Source organism: Pseudoalteromonas sp. SR43-5 (genome assembly GCF_014163835.1).
In the GTDB taxonomy this organism is placed as follows: Bacteria; Pseudomonadota; Gammaproteobacteria; order Enterobacterales; family Alteromonadaceae; genus Pseudoalteromonas; species Pseudoalteromonas distincta.
This window is the reverse complement of the sequence record NZ_JACJEA010000001.1, coordinates 221,655-244,596: the sequence shown is the minus strand read 5'-3', so window position 1 is coordinate 244,596 and position 22,942 is coordinate 221,655. Positions and strand designations below refer to the sequence as shown.

Sequence of the window (22,942 nt, the reverse complement as noted above, 5' to 3'; positions counted from 1 at the left end):
CCAATGTGTTTATGGTTCTAATTTAAAAGAACCGCTAGCATTTACATCAGGATTATTTATTTCGTTAAGATTAAAGTTGCCAGTAATATTGTCTAGGTCATTCAAAAATATTGCATCAACATCGCCCTCGGCTTTATTGTTACCATGGGATGCAAATGTAACGGCCAGCTCAAGTTCGCTTAAATTTATTAAGCCGCTGTAAGCTGCATACCAATTTCCACCGGCGTCATTAAAACTAATTTCGCCATCAGGTACGGTGCCATTATCAAAATCAACTGCCATAGTCATAGCAAAGTCAGTAACAGCACCCATACTCGAATTTACATTAAAGCTTGATGCCTCATAGTTAAATACACCTTGGCGCTGAGCTATTTGATCGACTAAAGATGCGCTGCTAACAGTTTGAAATTGTTGTTCAGAATATATATCCATGACACCTGTATCTGCTTCAAAAGCATTTACTTCAACTTCAGTTACCGATGCTTGCTCAGTTTCTTCTTCGTTGTCGTCTTTAGAGTCAATTGCTACTATATTTTGATCAAACACACGTGCCGCACGTGTCGTTTTAAATACTTCACCAGTGGCTGTAATTTGTGCAAACGAAAATGCTTCGTTATCACCCAAAGAAACCACGTTATTATTTTCTAACGTTAAATCTATTGCGCCATCCCATACCGCTAAAAATACATCGCCTTTAACCAGCTGAACTTCAAAATGCGTTCCGCGTATACCAATAGAGCCTACGGGAGTTTTTACACTATAAGAGCCGCCATTTTTTTTAATTACGCCGGAAATAGAGCGCAAACCGCCTTTAAGTAACTCAATAGAAGCAGAGCCCTGTTGGGTATTGTCATTAAATTCGTAGTTAGCAATATTTAATTCTGAGTTTTCTTTTAAGGCTATTAAACCACCATCCAACATCGAAAATTGCGCTTTGCTTTTCTCTCCAGTCGTAATGCGATCTACGCCAAAAACAGTATCTCTGCGCTGCAATTGTCGTTGTTGTTCATTGCTTCCATCAACCGCGAGTACAGAGCCTCGTGCTAAAATAGTTTTACCAGCAGGGTCGTTTGCTTGTGTATAAAAACTTACACAAAGTAAAGTGGTAATTACAGGGAGTAAATGTTTCATAAATACCTTAAATTAAAATGAGTAAGAAGCGCTTAAATTGATATCTAAACGGTCATATTCGAATAAAGAAATATTACTGGATTTATCTTGATAGTTGGCAGCCAACTGTATGGCTAAATCGCGATTAACTAAGTAGCGAACAGAAGTTGAGAACATAAAGAGGTTATCGGCACGTTCTTGTAAAAATAAAGGGTGATCATCTTTATAATTAATCCATTGGTATCCAGCAAGAGATAACAACTGCCAATGTTGAGCCAACTGAGTGTTCACTTGGTAGTACAAGCTCGTAATATTACGGCTATTAAATTCACCTTCAGTAATGTCCGCTTCCTCGCTTTTAGCGTTAATGCTTAAGCTTTGAAACCAATTTTTAGCTGCATAGCTAGCACCTGCATTCATCGCATAAAATGAGTTATCGAGCTTTTCATCAAATCTATTGTTTAAAACACCAGCAGTCGCAGAGCTAAATAAATTAACTTGTTTATTCAGCTTATAATTAGCACCTGCTGTTAAAGCTGATTCAGTACGATAAAGTTCGCCATCAAGCATCAACGGAGTGGTAGCAACTCGTGCAAACCAACTTATGTCATTTTGTTTATATTGATAGGCGGCATTAATGTGCGCATTTATACGATCGTATTGACTGAGTTCTTCAAACTTGTACCACCCGGTATCAATACTTAAAGTGATTAAGCTTTTTTGATCAATAGGGTGAGAGTACTTTCCTCTGTAATTAAGTCGTGCATAGTTGTCCTGCGTACTTTTACTTTCTGGCGATAACAAAAACTCACCAATATTAGGAATTATAATCGTATTTTCTGCAGTACCTGCGTTTACGTTGCCATCTACGCCAAGGGCAAGCTCAATATTTTGTTTATAAGAGCGTCCAGCCTCTTGTTGCTTAAGTGCTGCAGTTTCTAGCAATGACTGTGCTGAAGACTTTATATTATTAGGTGTGTCAGGTGAGTTAATTAGTATTAAAGCTTGAGTATCGGCAGCAGGTAAATTATTAACTGTTAAATAAGCACGAACTAAGTACAAGCGAGCTTCATACCATCTAGGATTATTTTCAACCACGCGCTCAAAGGCAAATACAGCTGGCGCCGCATGCCCTGTTTTAAGTGCACTGACCCCTAATAAAAAGTCGTATACGGGTTCGCCTAGGTACTGATATTCACTATTACTTTTTTGATAAGCCTGAGTGTATTTTTTTTCAGAAACTAATTTTTGAAGCTCAATCAATAGCTTATTGTATTCATCATTGCTTTGAGCCAATGAGTTAAAGCTCATTACAGCTAAACAACTACACAGTAAATTTCCTAAAACCTGTTTAATCATGCTTAATTTTATATCCCAGTAGAAGTTTGATGTTTAGTAAAAAGTGATGCCAACATTAGAAACCTACCACTTTTTGTAGCTAAGTATAGTTAATACAGTCACATTGGTTAATTAATTGTAGATAAGTAACGAGTTATACCAATCCGCGATAATACTTAATCATTTTGCGGGGCTAAACGTGCCGCTACCTGTGTTAAAAAATTCTCATTTACGACTGCATGGATGCAGAAGGTAGAGCAATGCAGGAGCAATTGCCGAGAACAACTAAATAGCGAATTTTTTGCCAAGCTATTAACATGTTTTTCCATCCTCAAAATAGATCACTTAATTAAGCGAATTGGTATTAAATACTTGTTTATTAAATATTATTGCTAATTAGGGCGTGTTGATCTTTGTGGATTGAAATTTTTTAATCTAGGGATGATTTAATCGCAGCGCGAGATTTGTAAATTAGTGGGTTTAACTAGAGTATTAATAATTGTGTTGTAAGGCTAATATATTGAGGTATTTTAGAGTTTATATTACAGAGTAAAGATAGGGTATAAATATGAAGGCTTACTAGGAAAAAAGTGGGGCGATTGACGGGGCTTGAACCCGCGACAACCGGAATCACAATCCGGGGCTCTACCAACTGAGCTACAACCGCCACTACACACACCTTGTTTGGTGTGGCGCGCATAATACATAAAATAATAATTGTTGTGAAGCCCAAAAGTGAAATAAATTAAAATAATTTAAATCAGGCAAATATAATTAGTATTTAGTCGTTAATATTTTTTCAAAGTAGGCTATGTTTTATCGCATAAATGCCTCTAAAAAATAGAATATACTTGCATTTAATAGTATTAATTCATTATTTCATGAGAATAAATTGTAAATTAATGTATAATAATGCCCGAAAACGCTTAATAAAAAACATTTGGAGTAAATATGGATTCAGTACTTAATTGGCTTAACGATAACTCAGGCCTAATTTTACACTACGGTATACAAGCTGTTGTTGCGCTTGTTATCTTTTTACTTGGTAGTCGTGTTGCTAAGTTTTGTTCTAACTTAACTGAAAAAGGTTTTGCTAAAAAGAAAGTAGATAAAGCTGTCGGTTCATTTGTTTCAAGTATTGTGTACACACTTGTATTTGCTGTAACTATTTTAATGGCACTTTCGCAAATTGGCATTGAAACAACTTCGTTCATTGCTATTTTAGGTGCTGCCGGTTTAGCTGTTGGTTTAGCATTACAAGGTTCATTATCTAACTTCGCATCAGGCGTACTTATTATTTTACTTCGTCCATTTAAGTCTGGTGACTTTGTTGAAGCAGGTAATAAAATGGGTACAGTTAAAAAAATCGAAATATTCTCAACTGAACTACGTACTCCAGATAATAAAGTAATTATCGTACCAAACTCTCAAATAATGTCTGGTGCTATTACTAACTTCTCACGAGAGTCTACTCGTCGTATCGATTTAGTTATTGGTGTTGGCTACGATGCTGATTTACGTCACGCAAAAGAAGTATTAAAATCTGTATTAGATGCAGAAACACGCATACTTAAAGATCCAGCTTACAATGTATCTGTAAATGAGTTAGGCGATTCAAGTGTTAACTTTATTGTTCGTCCTTGGGTTAACGCTGCTGATTATTGGCCTACTTACTGGTCATTAATGGAAAATATTAAAATCGCATTAGATGATGCAGATATTACTATCCCATTTCCACAAATGGATGTTCACTTTCACAAGCAAGACTAATTTTAAATAGTTATTTAATTAAAGTTATCTTTAATTGTTATAGTGCTAAAGAGCTATTAAACATAAAATTTTCATGCGGTATTTGCTGCATGAAAATTTTTTACATTATTACTTAGCTGTTTAGCTTGCTCTAACAAGTAACGCTTTAATAAAATAGATGTACATTTATACAAAGGTTATTTTTTAATGAAATTAAAGCTTTTATCAGTTTTAGTTGCGGCTTCTGCTGCAACAAACGCATTTGCTGCAGACGCAGAACAAAGAACATGGGAAGTTACCAGTGAATTAGGTGCTATTGTCACAAGTGGTAATACAGAAACGACCACGCTTAAAGGTGGCATTAAAGTTCAGCACAACCTTGAACACTGGAACAACGAATACAAGCTAGACGGCATCTACAAAGAAGATGAAGTTGAAGATGCTAATGGTGACAAAAACAAGCAGCGCACTAACGAGAAGTATTCAATTTCTGCACAAGGTAATTACAAATTAAATGAAGATCATTCTCATTTATTCATTTATGGTTCACACGTTTCAGATTATTTTGGAGCATATAGAAGTGAGTCAGTAATTTCTGCAGGTTACGGTTTACGTTTATTAAACGAAAAAACTATGTGGCTAAGTGCTGAAATTGGTCCTGGTTATAAATACTTTGAATACCCAGATGACAGCACTGAAGTTGATGACAACGGTAACTCTCTTGCTGGTGAATTTGAAGGCGAAGTAATTGCCTTGGGTAAGTTAGATTACAACTGGCAAATTTCTGAGAATGCACGTTTTACTCAATTAGTTGCTGTTGAGTACGGTGATACAAACACTAAAACTCGTTCTGAAACTGCATTACTTGCAAAAATAAACGGCTCGTTACAAATGAAAGTCGCTTTTAATGTCACTAACAACTCAGATGTTGCTGACGATAAAGAAAGCACTGACACTGAAACGTCATTCACGTTGGTTTACAGTTTTTAACCAATGTAGTTAAGTTAATGACACTAAAGTGACAAAAGGGACGAAAGTCCCTTTTTTATTTTCTTAAAATTAAGGTATTATAGCGGCCAATTTTGGTTGTAGACCTAGGGATATACCTACTCGTGAAAGTTTTTACACAATTTATTAGTGCTTTTATTCTACTTTGTAGTTTTAGTACTTTGGCTTTTACGCCAACAGCGTCTCAAATTGAGCAATTTAAAAAGTTACCTAAAGCTCAACAAGAAGCCCTCGCAAAACAATACGGTGTTGATATAGCAACGATCACTGGTACAAACCAATCTAATAATCAAAATAATACACAGCAGCAAAATAGTATTGGTGAGCGCGCAGAACCCGAAAAAGAAAAGCTTACAGATGAAGAGCGCTTTAAACCAAAAACAGACGAATTAAAGCCGTACGGTTACGAATTGTTTGCAGGTGAACCAACTACATTTATGCCAAGCGAAAATGCCGCAGTACCAGATACATATATTGTGGGCCCTGGCGATCAATTAAAAATAAACTTTTATGGTAAAGAAAGTGACAGTTTTGAAGTTATAGTTGACCGTGAAGGACGTATTAGTATTCCAGATTTAAGCCCTGTAGAAGTGGCCGGTTTGACCTTTGCTGAAATTAAAGAATTAGTAAAAGTAAAAGTAGAGCAAGAGGTAATTGGTGTAAAAGCGTTTGTATCGCTTGGTCAGCTTCGTAGCATGCGTATTTTAGTGCTAGGAGAGGCTTACAAGCCTGGTAGCTACAGTGTTTCATCATTAACAACCGTTTCGCACGCATTATTTGTAAGCGGTGGCGTGTCTGATATTGCTTCTCTTCGTAATATTCAAGTTAAACGCGCAGGCAAGGTTGTAGCAAATTTTGACCTTTACGATTTACTTATTAATGGCGATAGCAGCAACGACATCGTATTAAAACCGGGCGATGCAGTATTTATACCGTCAGTTGGCGCTCAAGTAACAGTTGAAGGTGCAGTTAAACGTCCCGCTATTTTTGAACTTAAAAAAGGCGAGTCTGCTAAGCAGTTATTAGCGATGGCCGGAGGCCTTAAACCCAATGCATACGCTAAAAGCGCAATTGTAGAGCGCTTTAATTTCGATCGTAAAGAAGTACTCTCGGTCGATTTTTCAAAACCACAAATTAACTATATCCCACAAGATGGCGACCGTATTCGCTTTAATTCAGTTAGCTCGCAATATCAAAATTCAATTAGCTTAATTGGTGCAGTAGCACGCCCAGGTAATTATCAATGGCACCAAGGCAAGCGTATTTCAGATGTACTTAAATCTATACGCGGTGACCTACTACCGCAAGCTGATTTAAGCTACGGCCTCGTAATCCGCGAAATAAATGTAAACGGCGATATAGAAGCGCATCAGTTCGACGTTGCTCAAGCGATTATTAAAAATCCTGAAAACAACTTACAACTTAAAGCTAATGACAAGATAGTTGTATTTAGTCGTTTTGAAGAAAAAGAAGCAGAGCAATCAGCTCTAGCAAATATGGCTCTTAGCCAAGAGCAACAAGAGCAGCAACAAAAAGCAGAGCAATGGCACAAGTTTGAGCAAAAAGAGTTCGAAAAATATATTGGTGTTAATCAAGAAGACGAAGAGCTTGTTCTTGAAGACAATAAAATACTAACAATTGCAGAAATTTCTAAACGCAAAGCAAAAGAAGAAGAAGAGCAAGAACTCAAACCTGAGGATTATGCATTATTTAGTCGCCATAACTTGTTAGCGCCAATTATTGCTAAATTTAAACAGCAAGCATCAGTGCAACAAGCAATGCAATTAGTTGAAATCAGCGGGAATGTAACTTTCCCTGGTATTTATCCACTAATGATTGGTGGTGAGGTAAGTGATTTAATAACAGCAGCCGGTGGCTTGCTGGAGTCTGCCTACGTAAAACAAGCTGAAATTACACGTATTGTAGCCAGCGATGGTTCTAAAATAGAACACTTACGATTTGATCTTGAAAGCGCCATGAAAGGCGACCTTCAAAGTAATATTACATTACAAAGTAAAGACAGTATCAACGTTTTTGCAATTCCAAATTGGCAAGAAAATGTAAAAGTAGAATTAAAAGGCGAGCTTAAATTTCCAGGTACGTACACTATACGCCGTGGTGAAACGCTAACTGAATTACTTGAACGCGCAGGTGGTTTTTCACGATTTGCAGAACAAAAAGCAGCTGTATTTACCCGTACATCAATTAAAGAGCAAGAGGAAAAGCAGTTAGCGCGTTTATCTACAGAGCTTCGTCGCGACATTGCTTCTAAAAGCTTCCAAAACTCGGTAAGTAGCAACACACTTTCTTATGAAGAAATGAACAAGCTGTTAAACGACCTCGCAAGTGTTGAAGCCGTAGGGCGTTTAGTAATTGATTTACCTTTAATTGTAAATCATCAACAAAACTTAGTACTGCAAGATGGTGATACACTTTATGTACCAAGCAAGCGCGATTCAATCAGTGTAATAGGTGAAGTTAACTACTCAACATCACATCTTTATAAATCAGGTGTTAGTGTTGATGATTATATAGCGCTAAGTGGTGGCCTTAAAGAGCGTGCGGCTGAAGATCGAATTTACATTATTAAAGCTAATGGTTCAGTGAAAATACCAAACACAGGAGGCTGGTTTGCAGCAAATAATGCTGATCAGTTAGAACCAGGTGACACAATAGTAATACCAATGGATGCAGGACATATGGACAAGCTAACGCTTTGGAGCACAGCAACGCAGATTCTTTATCAGCTTGGTGTGGCAGTTGCAGCGATTGGTAGTCTTTGATTTTTAATGTACTGATTTTTTATATGTTAGGTAATTTAAGCACTGTTATTTGCAGCCAATGCTTTTAGGATATTAAAGTTTTATGTCAAAAAATATACAATCATATAATCAAGATAATAACTTCTTTCAAGCTAACTCAATTGACAATGAGGTACGCTTGAGAGAACTGTTTTCTATCGTATGGAAAGGGAAGTGGACTGTTATTTTTGTTACATTTCTTTTCGGGGTTGCTTCAATTGTATATGCTTTACACAAACCTAACATATACACATCTGAAGTATTGTTAGCTCCTACAGAGTCTGAGCAAAGTGGTGGACTATCAGCACTAGCAGGGCAATTTGGTGGTTTAGCGAGTTTAGCCGGTGTAAATTTAGCATCTCAAAATACAAATAAAAGCCAGCTTGCACTTGAGGTCTTGGTTTCGAGGCGATTTACAAGTGACTTCATACAAAAGCATAATATTTTACCTGAGTTGATGGCAATTAAATCCTGGGACTTGATGAATAATAAAGTTGTCTATGATGAAGAAATTTACAACTTTGAATCAAGAAAGTGGCTCCGAGAAGTCGAAGCTCCTTACAAAGCAAAACCTTCAATGCAAGAAGCATATAAAGAGTTTAGTAAAATTTTTTCTGCAACCTTAAACTCAGAAACAGGAATGGTAACTCTGTCTATTGAACATATATCACCTTATATAGCTCAACAGTGGGCTAAATGGTTAGTTGAAGATATTAACCAAGAAATGAAAGAAAGAGATGTTTTAGAGGCTAATAGAAGCACTGATTTTTTGACTAAACAAATAGAAAAAACTCACATTGCAGATATACGAACCATCTTATATAAACTAATTGAAGAGCAAGCTAAAACAATTATGTTAGCAAATGTGCGAGATGAATATGTATTTAAGACCATAGATCCAGCTCTAGTATCTGAAGAAAAAAGTAAACCAAAGAGGGCGTTAATTGTTATTTTGGGTGTTTTTCTAGGTGGAATGCTTAGCGTTTTATTTTTATTATTAAAACATGCTTTAAGAAAATAATATGTATTATCGAAGCTCTAGGTGGCTAAGTCGCTAGTGGCTTTTTAATATTCACATTTTTAATCAAACATATTCTCCATTAATAAGTAACTTTAATATATTAATTTATAGTTTTTGAAACAATATGTATAAATCAAAGGATTCAGAGTGAGCAATTTACTTTCCCTAATAGGCCGCACAGAAGAGTTGTTTTCCCATGATATTGAAGACTCAAATGAAAAGCTTAAAAAAGCTGTATCAAGCTCAACTTTCCTAGTTTTGGGGGGGGCAGGTTCAATAGGACAGGCTGTCACGAAAGAAATATTTAAACGCAATCCTAGAAAACTTCATGTTGTTGATATTAGTGAAAATAACATGGTTGAGTTGGTGCGTGATATTCGTAGTTCGTTTGGTTATATAGAGGGCGAGTTTCAAACGTTCGCGCTTGATATTGGCTCAGTTGAGTATGATGCATTTATAAAAGCTGACGGAAAATATGACTATGTATTGAATTTATCCGCGCTTAAGCATGTTCGTAGTGAAAAAGACCCATTTACCTTAATGCGTATGATTGACGTAAATGTTTTTAATACAGATAAAACGATTCAGCAATCGATTGATTGTGGTGCTAAAAAATACTTTTGTGTATCTACAGATAAAGCAGCAAATCCAGTTAATATGATGGGGGCTTCAAAGCGTATAATGGAAATGTTCTTAATGCGTAAAAGTGAAGACATTGCTATTTCTACCGCTCGATTTGCAAACGTGGCTTTTTCAGATGGCTCATTGTTACATGGTTTTAATCAGCGCATACAAAAACAACAACCAATAGTCGCACCTAGTGATATCAAGCGCTACTTTGTTACACCTCAAGAATCTGGTGAGCTATGTTTAATGTCATGTATTTTTGGTGAAAATAGAGATATTTTTTTTCCAAAATTAAGTGAAGCTTTGCATCTAATCACCTTTGCAGACATTGCTGTTAAATACCTTCAAGATCGTGGTTATGAACCTTTCTTATGCGAAACTGAAGACGAAGCACGCGAGCTAGTAAAAACATTACCTACTCAAGGTAAGTGGCCTTGTTTATTTACTGAAAGTGACACCACTGGTGAAAAAGACTTTGAAGAATTTTTTACTGACAGTGAAACATTGGATATGGATCGCTTTGAAAATTTAGGCATTATCAAAAATGATGCTATTTTCGACCAAGCATTACTTGCTGAGTTTGAAGAAAAAATTACTCAAATGAAAGCTGATAAGTCTTGGACAAAAGACGAAATTGTCTCACTTTTCTTTAAAATGATTCCTGATTTTGGGCATAAAGAAACCGGCAAATACCTTGATGGTAAAATGTAATTAGGTAGATATATTATGACTAAACAGCTTGTTTCATTTGTAAAAGATCTTTACCAAACGAATGAGTTTATTCCTCTACACGCGCCAACTTTCTCAGGGAATGAACAAGAGTATGTATCAGAAACAATTAGTAGTACGTTTGTTTCAAGTGTTGGTAAGTTTGTAGATGACTTTGAAAAACATATTGAAATTTACACCGGAACTCCAAAAGCAGTTGCTACTGTAAATGGCACCGCAGCATTACATGTAGCATTGTATATGGCAGATGTTAAAAGTAACGATATCGTTATTACTCAAGCTCTAACTTTTGTAGCAACCTGTAATGCAGTGCATCACATGGGGGCAGAGCCCGCCTTTGTTGATGTGTCACCTTTGAACCTGGGATTATGCCCTAAAGCACTGTCTGCATTTTTAGAGCAGCATGCAGTGCTAACCGAGTCAGGACCTATACATAAAAAAACAAAGCAACGTTTTCAAGCTGTTGTACCAATGCATACATTTGGGCACCCTGTTGAGCTTGATGAACTAATCAATGTGTGTAATGAGTGGCGTATTGCTTTAGTAGAAGATGCTGCAGAAAGTCTAGGTTCTTTTTATAAAGGTAAGCATACTGGTACGTTAGGTGATTTTGGTGCTATTAGCTTTAATGGAAATAAGATTATTACCACAGGTGGTGGTGGTATGGTTTTATGTAAAAGTTTAGAGTCAGGGCAGCATACAAAACATATAACAACTACTGCTAAGGCTCCTCATCCGTATGAGTTCTTTCATGATGAAGCGGGTTTTAACTATCGCATGCCTAACTTAAACGCGGCACTTGGATGTGCGCAAATGGAAAATCTTAAAGTATTTGTCGATAATAAACGACACCTTGCGAACTTATATTTAGACTTTTTTAAAGGATCTGATTTTCAATTTGTAACAGAGCCTAGCTATGCAAAATCAAATTATTGGTTAAATGCAATTATTTGCCCAAATCATTCTGAGCGAGAAAAGCTCCTAAAGCAAACTAATGCTGAAGGTGTAATGACTCGACCAATATGGCAATTAATGCATAGATTACCTATGTTTAAAAATGCGCTACGTGGTGATTTAACTCACTCAGAGTTTATTGAAGCTCATTTAGTTAATATACCAAGCTCTCCACTTGAAAGTTTAGGTGAGTTATAATGACAAAAAAAATAGCTGTTTTTACAGGTACGCGTGCTGAATATGGGCTCCTATATTGGCTTATAAAAGACATTTATAATGATCCAGAGCTTACGTTACAGCTATTAGTTTCAGGTATGCATCTGTCATCAGAGTTTGGTGAAACTTATAAACAAATAGAGCAAGATGGCTTTACAATAGATGAGAAAATAGAAATTCTATTATCATCAGATACCGCAGTCGGCATAGCTAAAAGTATGGGGTTAGGTGTGCTAGGTTTTGCTGACGCTTTAAGTCGATTAAAGCCAGATGCGCTTGTTATTTTAGGTGATCGCTTCGAAGCTCTCGCCGCTGCTCAAACTGCGATGATATTACGTATACCTATTTTACACCTGCACGGTGGAGAAATAACTGAAGGCGCATATGATGATGCGATTCGCCATGCTATTACCAAGCTTAGCTATTTACATGGAACGTCTACTGAGGAGTATCGCCAACGTGTTATACAGCTAGGTGAAGTACCTGACCGTGTTAAAAATGTTGGTGCAATTGGTCTTGATCATTTAGCACGAAGTGACTTTATGAGTGTCAATGAAATTGGCAACTCATTAAACTTTAATTTGAAGCAGCCTTACTTTCTTGTTACTTATCACCCCGTAACTTTAGGTGCAGAGCCTCCAGAGCAAAGCTTTGTTGCATTACTTGAATCATTAGATAATTTTAAAGATCATCAAGTTATTCTAACATATCCCAATGCCGATGATGGCGGTCGTCGTATAATTCCAATACTTGAAGACTACGCTAAACAATATCCAATTAGAGTTTGTGCAATACCTTCATTGGGACAAAAGCGCTACCTCAGCACTGTAAAAAATGCTGCGGCTGTTATAGGCAACTCATCAAGCGGAATTATTGAAGTTCCTGCGTTCAATGTGCCTACAGTTAATATAGGTATAAGACAAAAAGGTCGTTTAGCGGCTAAAAGTGTTCTTAACTGCACTGCGACAAGAGAATCTATTTCAGCAGCGATAAAATCGGCTATTACAGGAAGCTATAAAACTCCTGGCGAAACAATAACAAATCCATATGGCGCTGGTAATGCAAGCGCTCAAGTAATTCAAATGCTTAAATCTTTAGAATTTGAGCCGAGCAAATCTTTTTACGACTTAAAATGAGAAATCCTATGACATTAATTATTGCTGAAGCGGGTGTTAATCATAATGGCAGTGACGATTTAGCGTTTTCTCTTGTTGATGCAGCGCATCAAGCTGGGGCTGATATAGTCAAATTTCAGACTTTTAAAGCTAAAAATTTGGTTACTGAAGATGCACAACAGGCTGAGTATCAGATCACGAATAGTGGCCAAAAAGAGTCTCAGTACTCAATGCTAAAGCGATTAGAATTAAGCTACGAAACGCATCATAAGTTAGTTAAATATTGTAATGATTTAGGCATTGAGTTTTTATCTACAGCATTTGATTCAGAGAGCCTATCGTTTTTAGTTGATGATTTAGGAATAACACGTTTAAAGTTACCATCTGGTGAGATAACAAATGCGCCATTGGTACTTGAGCACGCAAGAACAGGTTGTGATCTAATTGTATCAACAGGTATGGCGACACTTTCTGAAATCGAGCAAGTATTATCGGTAATTGCTTTTGGTTATTTAAATCCCAAAGGTAACCCAACAGATGAAGCCTTACAAACAGCTTACTTTTCAGAACAAGGCAAGCAATTATTAAAAGACAAAGTAACGCTTTTACATTGCACAACTGAATACCCAGCTCCATTCAATGATATAAATTTAAATGCTATGAACACAATGAAAGGTGCATTTAAGTTAAAAGTAGGGTACTCAGATCATAGTGCCGGTATAGTGGTACCTATTGCGGCTGTCGCCAAAGGAGCTACTTTAATTGAAAAGCACTTTACTGTTGATAAAGCATTACCGGGCCCAGATCACAAAGCATCTCTTGATCCTATCGAATTAAAAGAAATGGTTGATAGCATTCGCATTGTGGAAAAAATACTAGGTGATGGAATTAAGGGCCCACGCCCTTCTGAAGTAAAAAATAAAGTAGTCGCTCGTAAAAGCTTAGTTGCAGCACAAACAATTAAACAAGGTGAGATTTTGTCTGAACAGCTTATCTCAGTAAAGCGGCCAGGGGATGGTATTGCCCCAATTAATTTTTGGAAACTATTAGGTACTCCAGCTACTAAAGATTATTTAGTTGGTCAATTACTCGATGAAAAATAAACCTCTTTTAATTATTGGTGGCGGAGGCCATGCTGCAGCATTAGCTGAAATTCTTATCAGGCAAAAAAAGAAGATCGTTGGTGTAGTTGCTCCACAGATAACTGCAGGGCATATAATTTTCGAAAATATAGAACATTTTTTCAATGATGACGACATCCTTAAATTTAGTCCAAAAGATATATTATTAGTTAACGGTATTGGCTCAATGCCTTACAAGTCATTTAGAGAAACTGTTTATAATCGTTTTCGAAAACTAGGTTATGAGTTTGTAACAGTCATAGCCGATTCTGCTTTAGTATCCGATTATTCTATTTTAGAAAGCGGTGTGCAAATAATGAATAATAGTGTGGTTAATATTGGGAGCCGGATTGGTGAAAATAGCTTAATAAACACTTCAGTTTCTATAGACCACGATTGTAATATTGGTGAAAATTGCCATTTAGCTCCCGGCACTACTTTAAGTGGTCAGGTTATAATTGAAAAAAATGTGCACGTAGCTACGGGCGTTAATATCATTAATAATATCACTATAGGTCACAGTACTATAGTTGGAGTCGGGGCTAATATAACTAAATCAATCCCATCAAACTCCGTTGTGTATGGTGCGCGTTCAGTAATTAAAGGATTAGGTATAACAGATGACAGTTAACTGGCAAAAAGTAGTGATTGAATCTTCAGTTTCAATTAAAGAAGCGTTAAGAGTTATTGATAAAGAGGCCTTAAGGGTTGCTTTGGTCGTTGATAACAATAAATTAATTGGCATGGTAACTGATGGTGATGTTCGCAGGGGGATATTACAAGGCATAGAGCTTTCTGCACCAGTAAGCGAAATAATGAATACTAATCCAGTCAGCGCTAACGTTTCATTAAATAGTCATGATTTAAAAGCTCTAATGCAGTCGCGCAAGATATTATCACTACCCATAGTAAATGATGAGGGGCAGCTCGTCGGACTAAGAACATTATACGATACTCTTGTAATTGAAAAACGTGAAAACCCTGTTTTTATTATGGCAGGAGGCTTTGGTACTCGTTTAAAGCCATTAACAGATAACTGCCCCAAGCCCATGCTCAAAGTTGGTGATAAACCAATGCTTGAGACATTAATTAATAATTTTAAAAGTCATGGCTTTTACAAGTTCTATATTTCTACACATTATTTACCTGAAGTCATTGTTAACTATTTTGGTGATGGTAGCCAATTTGGCATTGAAATTGAGTACATATATGAAGAAACTCCTTTAGGGACAGGAGGTGCGCTTTCATTATTACCAGATACGTTACCTAAAGAGCCTCTAATTATGATAAATGGGGATATTTTGACTAATGTCGACTTTTCAAAAGTACTTGATTTTCACACAAAGAAAAATAGTGACGCAACTATGTGCGTACGCGACTATGAGATAAAAATTCCTTTTGGTGTTATTGAAGGTGAAGGTCATGAAATTACAGCAATGGTAGAGAAACCGACATATCGTTACTTTGTTAATGCAGGTATTTATGTGATTTCGCATAATATTATTAATTCACTTCCAAAGAATCAGCATTTAGATATGCCAAGCTTGTTTGAGATAAAGCAAAAAGAAGGCTTAAAAACTTTAAAGTTTCCGATACATGAATATTGGCTGGATATTGGCCGCCATGATGACTTTAAAAAAGCTCAAGTTGATATCTACACTTTGGGTATTAATAATGATTGATCAAAAAAAGATCTTAGCTATCATCCCTGCTCGAGGTGGAAGTAAAAGATTACCTCGAAAAAATATATTACCAATCGCAGGAAAACCATTAATTCAATGGACTATAGAGGCTAGCTTAGATTCTAAATATATAGATTCTACATTTGTCTCCACTGATTGCTCTGAAATTGCAGAGACGGCTAAAAGTTGTGGAGCGCAAGTACCTTACTTAAGGCCAGATATACTATCTAGTGATACAGCAACTAGTATGGATGTAGTGCTTGACGCAATAGATAATTATGAAAGAAGTGGACAGGTATTTGATTTTGTACTTTTACTTCAACCCACTTCGCCATTAAGAACAACAGGTGATATTGATGGTGCAATTGAAATGTTTCAGAGTAAATCAGCAGATGCTGTCGTCTCTGTTACTGAGTGTGAGCACTCCCCGTTGTGGTCTAACACACTCCCTTCAGATTTTAGCTTATCTAACTTTATTCCCGACTCAGTTTTAAAGAAACGAAGTCAGGATTTACCTAAGTACTACCGACTTAATGGAGCGATTTACCTCTTTAATGTAAAGCATGTTAAAGAAGGAATTAGTTATTTATCCCTTCCTCGTTCATTTGCTTATGCTATGGATAAGTCCCACTCAATCGATATTGATGATAATTTTGATTTTAGGGTAGCTGAAGCATTCTTGATGAACGCCAAGTAATCATCAAAATTTTATAAATTTGAATTACTTAATAGCAAAAAGGATCGTCATGAAAACCTTTAAAGCCGTATATCAGCTCTTTTTTAATGGTAAATAATATTAATGAGTACATTCTTCAGAAAGACCTCAATATATTTTATCGCGAATATAATTAATGCTGCCATACCATTTTTGTTACTACCTATATTAACTCGTTATTTATCGGTTGAAGAGTATGGTCAAATTGCAATGTTTCAATTATTAATAGCAGGCTTAGCGGGTATAATAGGTTTAAATACAGTTGGAGCAGCAGGCCGTAAATTTTATGATAAAGGTGTCACCGAAAGTGAGCTAAGAGCCTACAATACATCCTGTCTCTGGGTTCTCTTTTTTTCAACTTTGTTTATTGTACTTCTAACTTTGATATTTGATGAGGAACTAGCATCTATTTTATCAATTTCTAGTGACTGGATTTATTTTGCAATAGTAGTATCTACAGGCTCTTTCATTATTCAGCTACGGTTAAATCAATGGCAAATCAGAGGTGAAGCTAAAAGATACGGAGCTTTACAAGTTGGTAATAGCTTACTTAATTTATGTGCCTCTTTAGCTTTTGTTGTACTGTATTCTATGGGTGCAAGTGGAAGAATTGATGCCTTAGTTACCACAAGTATAATTATTTCGATTGTAGCCCTATACTTTTTGGTTAAAAATAAACTATTAAGATTTAGTCTGCCGAACAAAAAAAATATTATTGAAGCTTTAAGCTTCGGAGTTCCCTTAGTACCGCATGTGTTTGGTGCTTTCTTGTTATCAAGTGCAGATCGTTATGTAATCAATGATAATTTAGGGCTAGCAGCTGCAGGAATATATTTACTAGCATTTCAATTAAGTAGTGCTTTAACAATCGTTTTTGACGCAATAAACAAATCTTATGTACCTTGGCTTTTTAAAAATCTGGCTAAAGAGGATGACACGATAAAGTTAAGTATTGTAAAGAACACATATAGTTACTTTGCTTTGCTTATTTTTGTTGCATTAGCTGGCTTTTTTATTGGTCCTTTAGTAGTTACGTTTGTTGCAGGGAAGCAGTTTGCAGATGCTTCCTATATTATCGGTTGGCTATTATTGGGGCAAGTTTTTGGAGGGATGTACCTCATGGTAACTAATTATATGTTTTACTCAAAACAAACAGCTAAATTATCTTTTGTAACAATTACTTGTGGATTAATAAATGTACTATTAATGTTCATACTTGTTAAAATGCATGGAATATTAGGAGCTGCTATCGCATTTTCTGTTTCTAAAGGGATACAGTTTTTTCTTACATGGGTATATGCATTTAAAGCAGTAAAAATGCCTTGGCTGTATTTTTATAACACTGAAAGTAAATAGTAGTTATTATCTTTTAATAAGAGTTTTTATGAAAAAAAAATATAAAGAAAAATCTAATGTTTGTGTAGTCAATAATGTCCATGGGTTACTCTTATACATTCTTCAATATCCAGCTAAACTTAATGATACTATTTATGTTATTGGCGATGAGCTAGATAAAATTATAAATTTAAGCATAAATACTAAAATTGTAATAAATACTCCCAAAAAATTGGATAGTAATATTGCAAAGATTATAAAGTATTTTAAGTATTATTATATTACTCAACCTATATTGAGAAATAAATTTAAAGGGATGCTTTTTTTCGGGCAAGATCATCATTTTTTTTCAAACGTAATGGATAAGCATGCGATTGTTATTGAAGATGGTGAAAGAACATATTTCGAGCATCCAGGTAAGGCGACTCGACTGCATAAACTATTATTCCCGATTCGCTTTGAGATCTTTCATGGGCGGGAGGTTTTTACCAAAAAAGTATTACTAACTAATGATAAAAATATCCCCGAGGCATTAAAAAATAAATATGAATATATAGATTTGAAGTCTAAGTGGAAACAACTTTCAGAAATAGAAAAGGAAATAATCTTTTCTATCTTTAAAGTTGATGAAGCTATTCTTTCTGATTATCGATTTTCTACCTCTATAATTTTTACACAACCCTTCTCTGAAGAGGGCTTTATGTCAGAACTTGAGAAGATAAATATGTATAAAAAATTATTAGAAAAATATAAAGTAAAAAATATAATTATTAAACCTCATCCAAGAGAAACGACGAAATATGACTTCGAAGGATTGAGCTTTTTTCAGCTACCATCGCATTTTCCTTCTCAGTTTTTATCCTTCTTTGATTTTCATTTTGAAAAAGCAATAACGGTTAACTCCACTGCTATATACGGTATATCGGCAAATGAAATTATCGTTGAAGGTGTATGTGAGCCAAAGCTTTTATCAAAGCTTTTGGGTAGTTTCACTTTAAGTGATCTTTCAAAAGACAATAAAGCTTCTAGGTAGTGGTGTTGATAACTATATGATCCAACAACTATTAAAAATTATTTCATTGTTTTCAAGCAGCCTTTATATTTTATTACTTTTTGCTTTCGCTTTGTCAGGAAATAAATACTTTTTAATTGCAGCTTCAGTGATTTGTATTGTTTATGTTTTTCTAATTCGCTGGCGATTTGAATATTTTGTTTTTATTGTGTTTTTTTCAGTCTCTATTTTAATCACGAGCTCGTTTTGGAATTATCTTTTTTACCAACCCCTATACTTCTTTTTTATCTCTTGTGTTGTAGGAATATTTATTTATCAAAATCCTCCATCTAAATTTTGGTGCGGGTTGGTTTTTATTTTAGTAGCATCATATTTTTCTTTTCATATATTGAGCTTTTCTGATTTAAACGAAGATGTTTTCTTTGGGAATAGTAGGAATTTTATTTCAATTTGGATGATTGTTGTTTCTATTTTTTGTTACGCATCTCCATTGAGCCGGAATGTAAAAATTATTATTTTTTCAGTTAGCTTTATAATTAGTAGTGTAACACTAGGACGAAGCGGCATAATTTCAACATTATTTATTTTATTAAGTTACATTTTTTTATCGGAAAGCAAAAGCAAGACTAAAGAATTTTTATTTATTATCTCAGTTATGCTAGTTTTTTTAGTTAGTTTTTTTGATGAAATTTATTTTTTAATTGAAACTATTGTCCAGCGGTTTGAAGGGGCTAGAGCTGTAGATCCTAGAGCTTTAGTACTTGATTGTTATATAGATAATATTGATTTATTTAGGTTTTCTTTTGGGGTGAATGCATTTGATGGTGAATACTGTGGAACGTTAGCTATAGGTGAGTACGCACCACATAACTCATTAATTTCCTTGTATGCTAATTTAGGCGTCATGTCGATTATATATTTAATTATAGCCTTAATTATGCGCGCCCCTTTGGAACTTAAATGCATATTTTTTGGCCTTCTGCTGAGGGCGTCTACAGATTCTGTTTTATTTTTCACATATTTTGATTTTATTTATATTTATCTTTTATTAAAAATTTATCACGCAAAGAGGTATTAGCTTGAGAATAAAAAAATTAATATTGTCATTAACTAAAAATATATATTATTTTTTAGTTAATCGTTTATCGAATGTAGTTAGAAGACAGCCTGATAACAACTCCAAATTCTTAGTGTCTCTTACTACATATAATAAAAGAATAAATCGAGTTTATTTAACCATCGAAAGTTTATTTAATCAAGATGAGCCTGCTTCTAAAGTTGTTCTTTTTTTATGCGAAGAGGACATCCCAACTAAGGGAATGCCAAGGAGCTTAATTCGTTTAGAAGCGCGTGGACTTGAGATAAAAGTTGTAGAAAAAAATATTCGCTCATATAAAAAACTATCTTGTATCAATATGATTGAAGATTACGAGGATTATAATTTTGTAGTAACAGTTGACGATGATATTTTCTACCCTAAAAACTTCTTATCTGGCTTCTCAAATAATATTAAAGAGAGGAATGATGAGGTTTTATGTTACCGAGGCAAGACTATATCGTTTGATTCAGATAATAAAATACTAGATTATTCAAAATGGCCATTGTCGAATAACCTGTCAGATTGGATATTACCCACAGGTGTTTCAGGTGTTTGCTATCCGATCAAAATATTAAATGAACATTTTTTTGATCAAGAAGCTTTTCTGACTTATTGCCCTACAGCCGACGATATCTGGTACAAGTTATGCTGTTTAGAGCAAGGAGTTGCATCAAGGTTAGTATCTGAAGAAAGCATTCATTTTGTTCCTGTATTTTATTTCAATGCAGACAGCCTTGAAAGTATTAATGTGGGTGATAATAAAAATACAATACAAATAGAAAAAGGTTTAAAATATTTTAATATACCTTTTGAACGTTAAAATGAAATTATAAATTGAGGTTTTTTTGAAAATATTATATCTACATCAATACTTTGCTACGCCTGAGTCAAATGCTGGAACACGATCTTATGAAATGGCCAAGCGACTAGTTAAAAGTGGTCATGATGTTACATTTATTACTAGCTCGGCTTATTTTTCAGAAAACTATAATCTAAACCATGGTTGGAACCTTATAGATATTGAAGGTATAAAACTACACGTTCTACATCTAGCATATTCAAATAAAGATAGTTTTTTTAAGCGAATTTTAAAATTTATTAGATTTTCAGTAAGCTCAACAGTTAAATCTTTTTCTATCAAAGCCGATGTGGTTTTTGCTACAAGTACACCCTTAACTATTGCAATACCCGGTGTGATTTACTCTAAGTGCAAAAAAAGGCCTCTAGTATTTGAGGTGCGTGATCTTTGGCCAGAATTGCCTGTGGCTGCTGGCGTGATAAAAAATAAATTAATAATAAAATTTGCAACATGGTTAGAAAAATATACCTATAAAAATTCAACTAGATTGATTGGTCTTTCACCAGGCATGTGTGATGGAATAATAAAGCATGGAATTTCACCTGGTAAAGTAACCCTTGCTACAAATAGTTGTGATACGAGTTTGTTTGATGTTAGTGAAGATGTTGGCATCGATTATTTAAAATCTAAGTTAGGTTTTGTTAATGGTAGAAAACTTATTGTATATACGGGTACATTCGGTCTAATTAATAATGTGAGCTATATTGTGGGCTTGGCAAAAGCTGCGCAGAACTCTAATCCAAATTTATGTTTTGTTGCAATTGGTGACGGGATGGAAAAAGAGAAGATAATAAGCGAAGCAAGAGCGCTAGGTGTTTACAATAAAAACCTATACTTTCTTGACCCAGTACCAAAAACAGAAATAGTTCGTTTATTATCTGCCGCAGACTTATCTTTGTCATTATTCGGTCCAGTAAAAGAGATGTGGCATAATTCTGCAAATAAGCTGTTTGATGCACTAGCTTCAAAAACGCCCATCGCAATTAATTACGGTGGTTGGCAAAAAGACTTCATTAAAGAACACAAATGTGGCTTAGTTTTAGATGCGGATGATTACAAGGCATCTAGTATGCTTATTAGTGACTTTCTTGACAGTAAATCTGATTACGAAGCAGCCGTGAATAGCTGTAAAACACTAGCTTATGAACATTTTTCTAGAGACGTGATGGCTACAAGAGTCGAAAAAACGCTACAGGATGCTATTAATGATTAAGTATCTTTTTGACTTAACGGTTTCAATAATTGTATTTTTGATTTTACTTCCAGTTATATTACTGGTTGCTGTGTTAATCAGGATCAAATTGGGCTCACCTATTTTGTTTACGCAAGACCGCCCTGGCTTAAACGGTAAAGTGTTTAAAATGATGAAGTTTAGAAGCATGCTCGATGCCAAAGATAAGCACGGTAACTTGCTTCCGGATAACGAAAGAATGACTAAATTTGGTGCTTTTTTACGTTCTACCAGTTTAGACGAGCTACCTGGCTTGTTTAATGTTATTAAAGGCGATATGAGCTTAGTTGGGCCAAGGCCACTACTAGTACAGTATTTACCGCTGTATAACTCAGAACAAGCTAAACGCCATAATGTAAGACCTGGTATAACAGGTTGGGCACAAGTAAATGGTCGTAATGCAATTGGCTGGGATGAAAAGTTTAAGCTTGATGTATGGTATGTAGAAAATAAAAGTTTCCTCCTCGATATAAAAATATTACTGTTAACAGTAAAAAAAGTTTTTGTAAGAGAGGGCATCAGTGCTGATGGGCACGTAACTATTGAGCCTTTTAAAGGTTCTAATAATGACTAAGCCAGCTTTAAAAACGCTGGCTATTTTAGGAGCTAGCGGCCACGGTAAAATAATAGCTGATATTGCGGAGCAGCTAGGCTTTAGTGTTAGCTTTTATGATGATGCCTATCCTAATAAAAAAAATATAGAGCATTGGTCTGTTGTAGGTACATTTTCAGATTTGCTGAATGTACCTAGTAACAACATTAATGTTGCTGTTGCTATAGGTCACAATAATACTCGAGAAGAAAAAATAAAAACGTTAGCCAAAAATGGCTACACACTTCCAATCCTAATACACCCAAGTGCAATTATAAGTAAATATGCTCAAATAGATTCTGGGTCTGTTATAGCTGCCAACGCTATTATTAACGCTTTCGCAGTAATAGGTCGTGGCTGTATAATTAATACCTCAGCTATAATTGAGCATGATTGTAAAATAGGTGACTTTACCCATATTTGTCCTGGTACTTCGTTAGCTGGCGGAGTTTACGTCGGGCGAAGTAGTTGGGTAGGTATTGGAAGTAAAGTAAAACAACTTATTAATATTGGCGATAATACATTAATTGGTGCAGGTAGTTTGGTTGTTAAAGATATACCATCAGGTGTAATTGCTTATGGCTCTCCCTGCATTAAAGTTTCAGAAAATAGTTAAGCCTTTTAAATC

At 35.2% G+C, this 22,942-nt stretch carries 20 protein-coding genes and 1 tRNA gene; 18 read left to right on the top strand and 3 right to left on the bottom strand.

Annotated elements, in window-relative coordinates:
* Positions 1 to 9 precede the first annotated feature (9 nt).
* The 3 genes from H5090_RS01160 to H5090_RS01150 form a co-directional block, all read right to left on the bottom strand.
* Positions 10 to 1,131: a FecR domain-containing protein gene (locus tag H5090_RS01160; protein ID WP_182694795.1), complete on the bottom strand. Its 1,122-nt coding sequence runs from the start codon at positions 1,129 to 1,131 to the stop codon at positions 10 to 12.
* Between the two features lie 12 nt (positions 1,132 to 1,143).
* Positions 1,144 to 2,469 carry a surface lipoprotein assembly modifier gene (locus H5090_RS01155; RefSeq protein WP_182694794.1) on the bottom strand — a complete coding sequence of 442 codons (1,326 nt, stop codon included), beginning with the start codon at positions 2,467 to 2,469 and terminating at the stop codon, positions 1,144 to 1,146.
* Between the two features lie 570 nt (positions 2,470 to 3,039).
* Positions 3,040 to 3,115 (bottom strand) — tRNA-His (locus tag H5090_RS01150).
* 284 nt (positions 3,116 to 3,399) lie between these two features.
* Between H5090_RS01150 and H5090_RS01145 the strand changes: the two genes are divergently transcribed.
* The 18 genes from H5090_RS01145 to H5090_RS01060 all read left to right on the top strand — a co-directional run bounded on the left by H5090_RS01145 (position 3,400) and on the right by H5090_RS01060 (position 22,930).
* Positions 3,400 to 4,218 (top strand): mechanosensitive ion channel family protein, encoded by an 819-nt coding sequence (locus tag H5090_RS01145; RefSeq protein WP_002958438.1) that lies wholly within the window; start codon positions 3,400 to 3,402, stop codon positions 4,216 to 4,218.
* Positions 4,219 to 4,404: 186 nt separating this feature from the next.
* The gene (locus H5090_RS01140) at positions 4,405 to 5,187 is read left to right on the top strand and encodes a YdiY family protein (RefSeq protein WP_024596589.1); all 783 of its coding nucleotides are present in this window, start codon (positions 4,405 to 4,407) and stop codon (positions 5,185 to 5,187) included.
* A gap of 122 nt (positions 5,188 to 5,309) precedes the next feature.
* Positions 5,310 to 7,988 (top strand): SLBB domain-containing protein, encoded by a 2,679-nt coding sequence (locus H5090_RS01135; RefSeq protein ID WP_182694793.1) that lies wholly within the window; start codon positions 5,310 to 5,312, stop codon positions 7,986 to 7,988.
* Between the two features lie 82 nt (positions 7,989 to 8,070).
* Positions 8,071 to 9,027, top strand: a complete 957-nt coding sequence (locus H5090_RS01130) for a Wzz/FepE/Etk N-terminal domain-containing protein (RefSeq protein WP_182694792.1) — start codon at positions 8,071 to 8,073, stop codon at positions 9,025 to 9,027.
* Between the two features lie 147 nt (positions 9,028 to 9,174).
* Complete coding sequence (locus H5090_RS01125) at positions 9,175 to 10,365, top strand: UDP-N-acetylglucosamine 4,6-dehydratase (protein WP_182694791.1); 1,191 nt, start codon at positions 9,175 to 9,177, stop codon at positions 10,363 to 10,365.
* Between the two features lie 15 nt (positions 10,366 to 10,380).
* The gene (locus tag H5090_RS01120; RefSeq protein WP_182694790.1) at positions 10,381 to 11,535 is read left to right on the top strand and encodes a LegC family aminotransferase; all 1,155 of its coding nucleotides are present in this window, start codon (positions 10,381 to 10,383) and stop codon (positions 11,533 to 11,535) included.
* A complete protein-coding gene (neuC, locus tag H5090_RS01115; RefSeq protein ID WP_182694789.1) occupies positions 11,535 to 12,689 on the top strand; it encodes a UDP-N-acetylglucosamine 2-epimerase in 1,155 nt (384 codons plus the stop codon). Before H5090_RS01120 ends, neuC begins: the two co-directional genes overlap by 1 nt.
* A gap of 8 nt (positions 12,690 to 12,697) precedes the next feature.
* On the top strand, positions 12,698 to 13,771 hold the full coding sequence (neuB, locus tag H5090_RS01110) for an N-acetylneuraminate synthase (RefSeq protein ID WP_182694788.1): 1,074 nt from the start codon (positions 12,698 to 12,700) through the stop codon (positions 13,769 to 13,771).
* Positions 13,761 to 14,420, top strand: a complete 660-nt coding sequence (locus H5090_RS01105) for a NeuD/PglB/VioB family sugar acetyltransferase (RefSeq protein WP_182694787.1) — start codon at positions 13,761 to 13,763, stop codon at positions 14,418 to 14,420. The genes neuB and H5090_RS01105 overlap by 11 nt, the downstream gene beginning before the upstream one ends.
* A complete protein-coding gene (locus tag H5090_RS01100) occupies positions 14,410 to 15,471 on the top strand; it encodes a nucleotidyltransferase family protein (protein ID WP_182694786.1) in 1,062 nt (353 codons plus the stop codon). The genes H5090_RS01105 and H5090_RS01100 overlap by 11 nt, the downstream gene beginning before the upstream one ends.
* Entirely contained in the window at positions 15,464 to 16,168 is a 705-nt protein-coding gene (locus H5090_RS01095; protein WP_182694785.1) for a cytidylyltransferase domain-containing protein, read from the top strand. Before H5090_RS01100 ends, H5090_RS01095 begins: the two co-directional genes overlap by 8 nt.
* A 102-nt stretch (positions 16,169 to 16,270) precedes the next feature.
* Positions 16,271 to 17,542 carry a lipopolysaccharide biosynthesis protein gene (locus tag H5090_RS01090; protein WP_182694784.1) on the top strand — a complete coding sequence of 424 codons (1,272 nt, stop codon included), beginning with the start codon at positions 16,271 to 16,273 and terminating at the stop codon, positions 17,540 to 17,542.
* A 28-nt stretch (positions 17,543 to 17,570) separates the two neighbouring features.
* Positions 17,571 to 18,554, top strand: coding sequence for a glycosyltransferase family 52 (locus H5090_RS01085; RefSeq protein WP_182694783.1), 984 nt, complete (start codon positions 17,571 to 17,573; stop codon positions 18,552 to 18,554).
* A gap of 16 nt (positions 18,555 to 18,570) precedes the next feature.
* Positions 18,571 to 19,611 carry a hypothetical protein gene (locus H5090_RS01080; RefSeq protein WP_182694782.1) on the top strand — a complete coding sequence of 347 codons (1,041 nt, stop codon included), beginning with the start codon at positions 18,571 to 18,573 and terminating at the stop codon, positions 19,609 to 19,611.
* A 1-nt stretch (position 19,612) separates the two neighbouring features.
* Positions 19,613 to 20,452, top strand: coding sequence for a hypothetical protein (locus H5090_RS01075; RefSeq protein WP_182694781.1), 840 nt, complete (start codon positions 19,613 to 19,615; stop codon positions 20,450 to 20,452).
* 25 nt (positions 20,453 to 20,477) lie between these two features.
* Positions 20,478 to 21,704 (top strand): glycosyltransferase family 4 protein, encoded by a 1,227-nt coding sequence (locus H5090_RS01070; RefSeq protein WP_182694780.1) that lies wholly within the window; start codon positions 20,478 to 20,480, stop codon positions 21,702 to 21,704.
* The gene (locus H5090_RS01065) at positions 21,697 to 22,296 is read left to right on the top strand and encodes a sugar transferase (protein ID WP_310736299.1); all 600 of its coding nucleotides are present in this window, start codon (positions 21,697 to 21,699) and stop codon (positions 22,294 to 22,296) included. The genes H5090_RS01070 and H5090_RS01065 overlap by 8 nt, the downstream gene beginning before the upstream one ends.
* A complete protein-coding gene (locus tag H5090_RS01060; protein WP_182694778.1) occupies positions 22,289 to 22,930 on the top strand; it encodes an acetyltransferase in 642 nt (213 codons plus the stop codon). Before H5090_RS01065 ends, H5090_RS01060 begins: the two co-directional genes overlap by 8 nt.
* Positions 22,931 to 22,942 lie beyond the last annotated feature (12 nt).

Bases quoted from the DNA above. Each gene is read 5' to 3' on its own strand.
- H5090_RS01155 (WP_182694794.1), bottom strand. From the start codon at position 2,469: ATGATTAAACAGGTTTTAGGAAATTTACTGTGTAGTTGTTTAGCTGTA.
- H5090_RS01065 (WP_310736299.1), top strand. From the start codon at position 21,697: ATGATTAAGTATCTTTTTGACTTAACGGTTTCAATAATTGTATTTTTG.
- H5090_RS01160 (WP_182694795.1), bottom strand. From the start codon at position 1,131: ATGAAACATTTACTCCCTGTAATTACCACTTTACTTTGTGTAAGTTTT.
- H5090_RS01100 (WP_182694786.1), top strand. From the start codon at position 14,410: ATGACAGTTAACTGGCAAAAAGTAGTGATTGAATCTTCAGTTTCAATT.
- H5090_RS01130 (WP_182694792.1), top strand. From the start codon at position 8,071: ATGTCAAAAAATATACAATCATATAATCAAGATAATAACTTCTTTCAA.
- H5090_RS01085 (WP_182694783.1), top strand. From the start codon at position 17,571: ATGAAAAAAAAATATAAAGAAAAATCTAATGTTTGTGTAGTCAATAAT.
- H5090_RS01080 (WP_182694782.1), top strand. From the start codon at position 18,571: ATGATCCAACAACTATTAAAAATTATTTCATTGTTTTCAAGCAGCCTT.
- neuC (WP_182694789.1), top strand. From the start codon at position 11,535: ATGACAAAAAAAATAGCTGTTTTTACAGGTACGCGTGCTGAATATGGG.
- H5090_RS01090 (WP_182694784.1), top strand. From the start codon at position 16,271: ATGAGTACATTCTTCAGAAAGACCTCAATATATTTTATCGCGAATATA.
- neuB (WP_182694788.1), top strand. From the start codon at position 12,698: ATGACATTAATTATTGCTGAAGCGGGTGTTAATCATAATGGCAGTGAC.
- H5090_RS01105 (WP_182694787.1), top strand. From the start codon at position 13,761: ATGAAAAATAAACCTCTTTTAATTATTGGTGGCGGAGGCCATGCTGCA.
- H5090_RS01060 (WP_182694778.1), top strand. From the start codon at position 22,289: ATGACTAAGCCAGCTTTAAAAACGCTGGCTATTTTAGGAGCTAGCGGC.
- H5090_RS01145 (WP_002958438.1), top strand. From the start codon at position 3,400: ATGGATTCAGTACTTAATTGGCTTAACGATAACTCAGGCCTAATTTTA.
- H5090_RS01095 (WP_182694785.1), top strand. From the start codon at position 15,464: ATGATTGATCAAAAAAAGATCTTAGCTATCATCCCTGCTCGAGGTGGA.
- H5090_RS01120 (WP_182694790.1), top strand. From the start codon at position 10,381: ATGACTAAACAGCTTGTTTCATTTGTAAAAGATCTTTACCAAACGAAT.
- H5090_RS01140 (WP_024596589.1), top strand. From the start codon at position 4,405: ATGAAATTAAAGCTTTTATCAGTTTTAGTTGCGGCTTCTGCTGCAACA.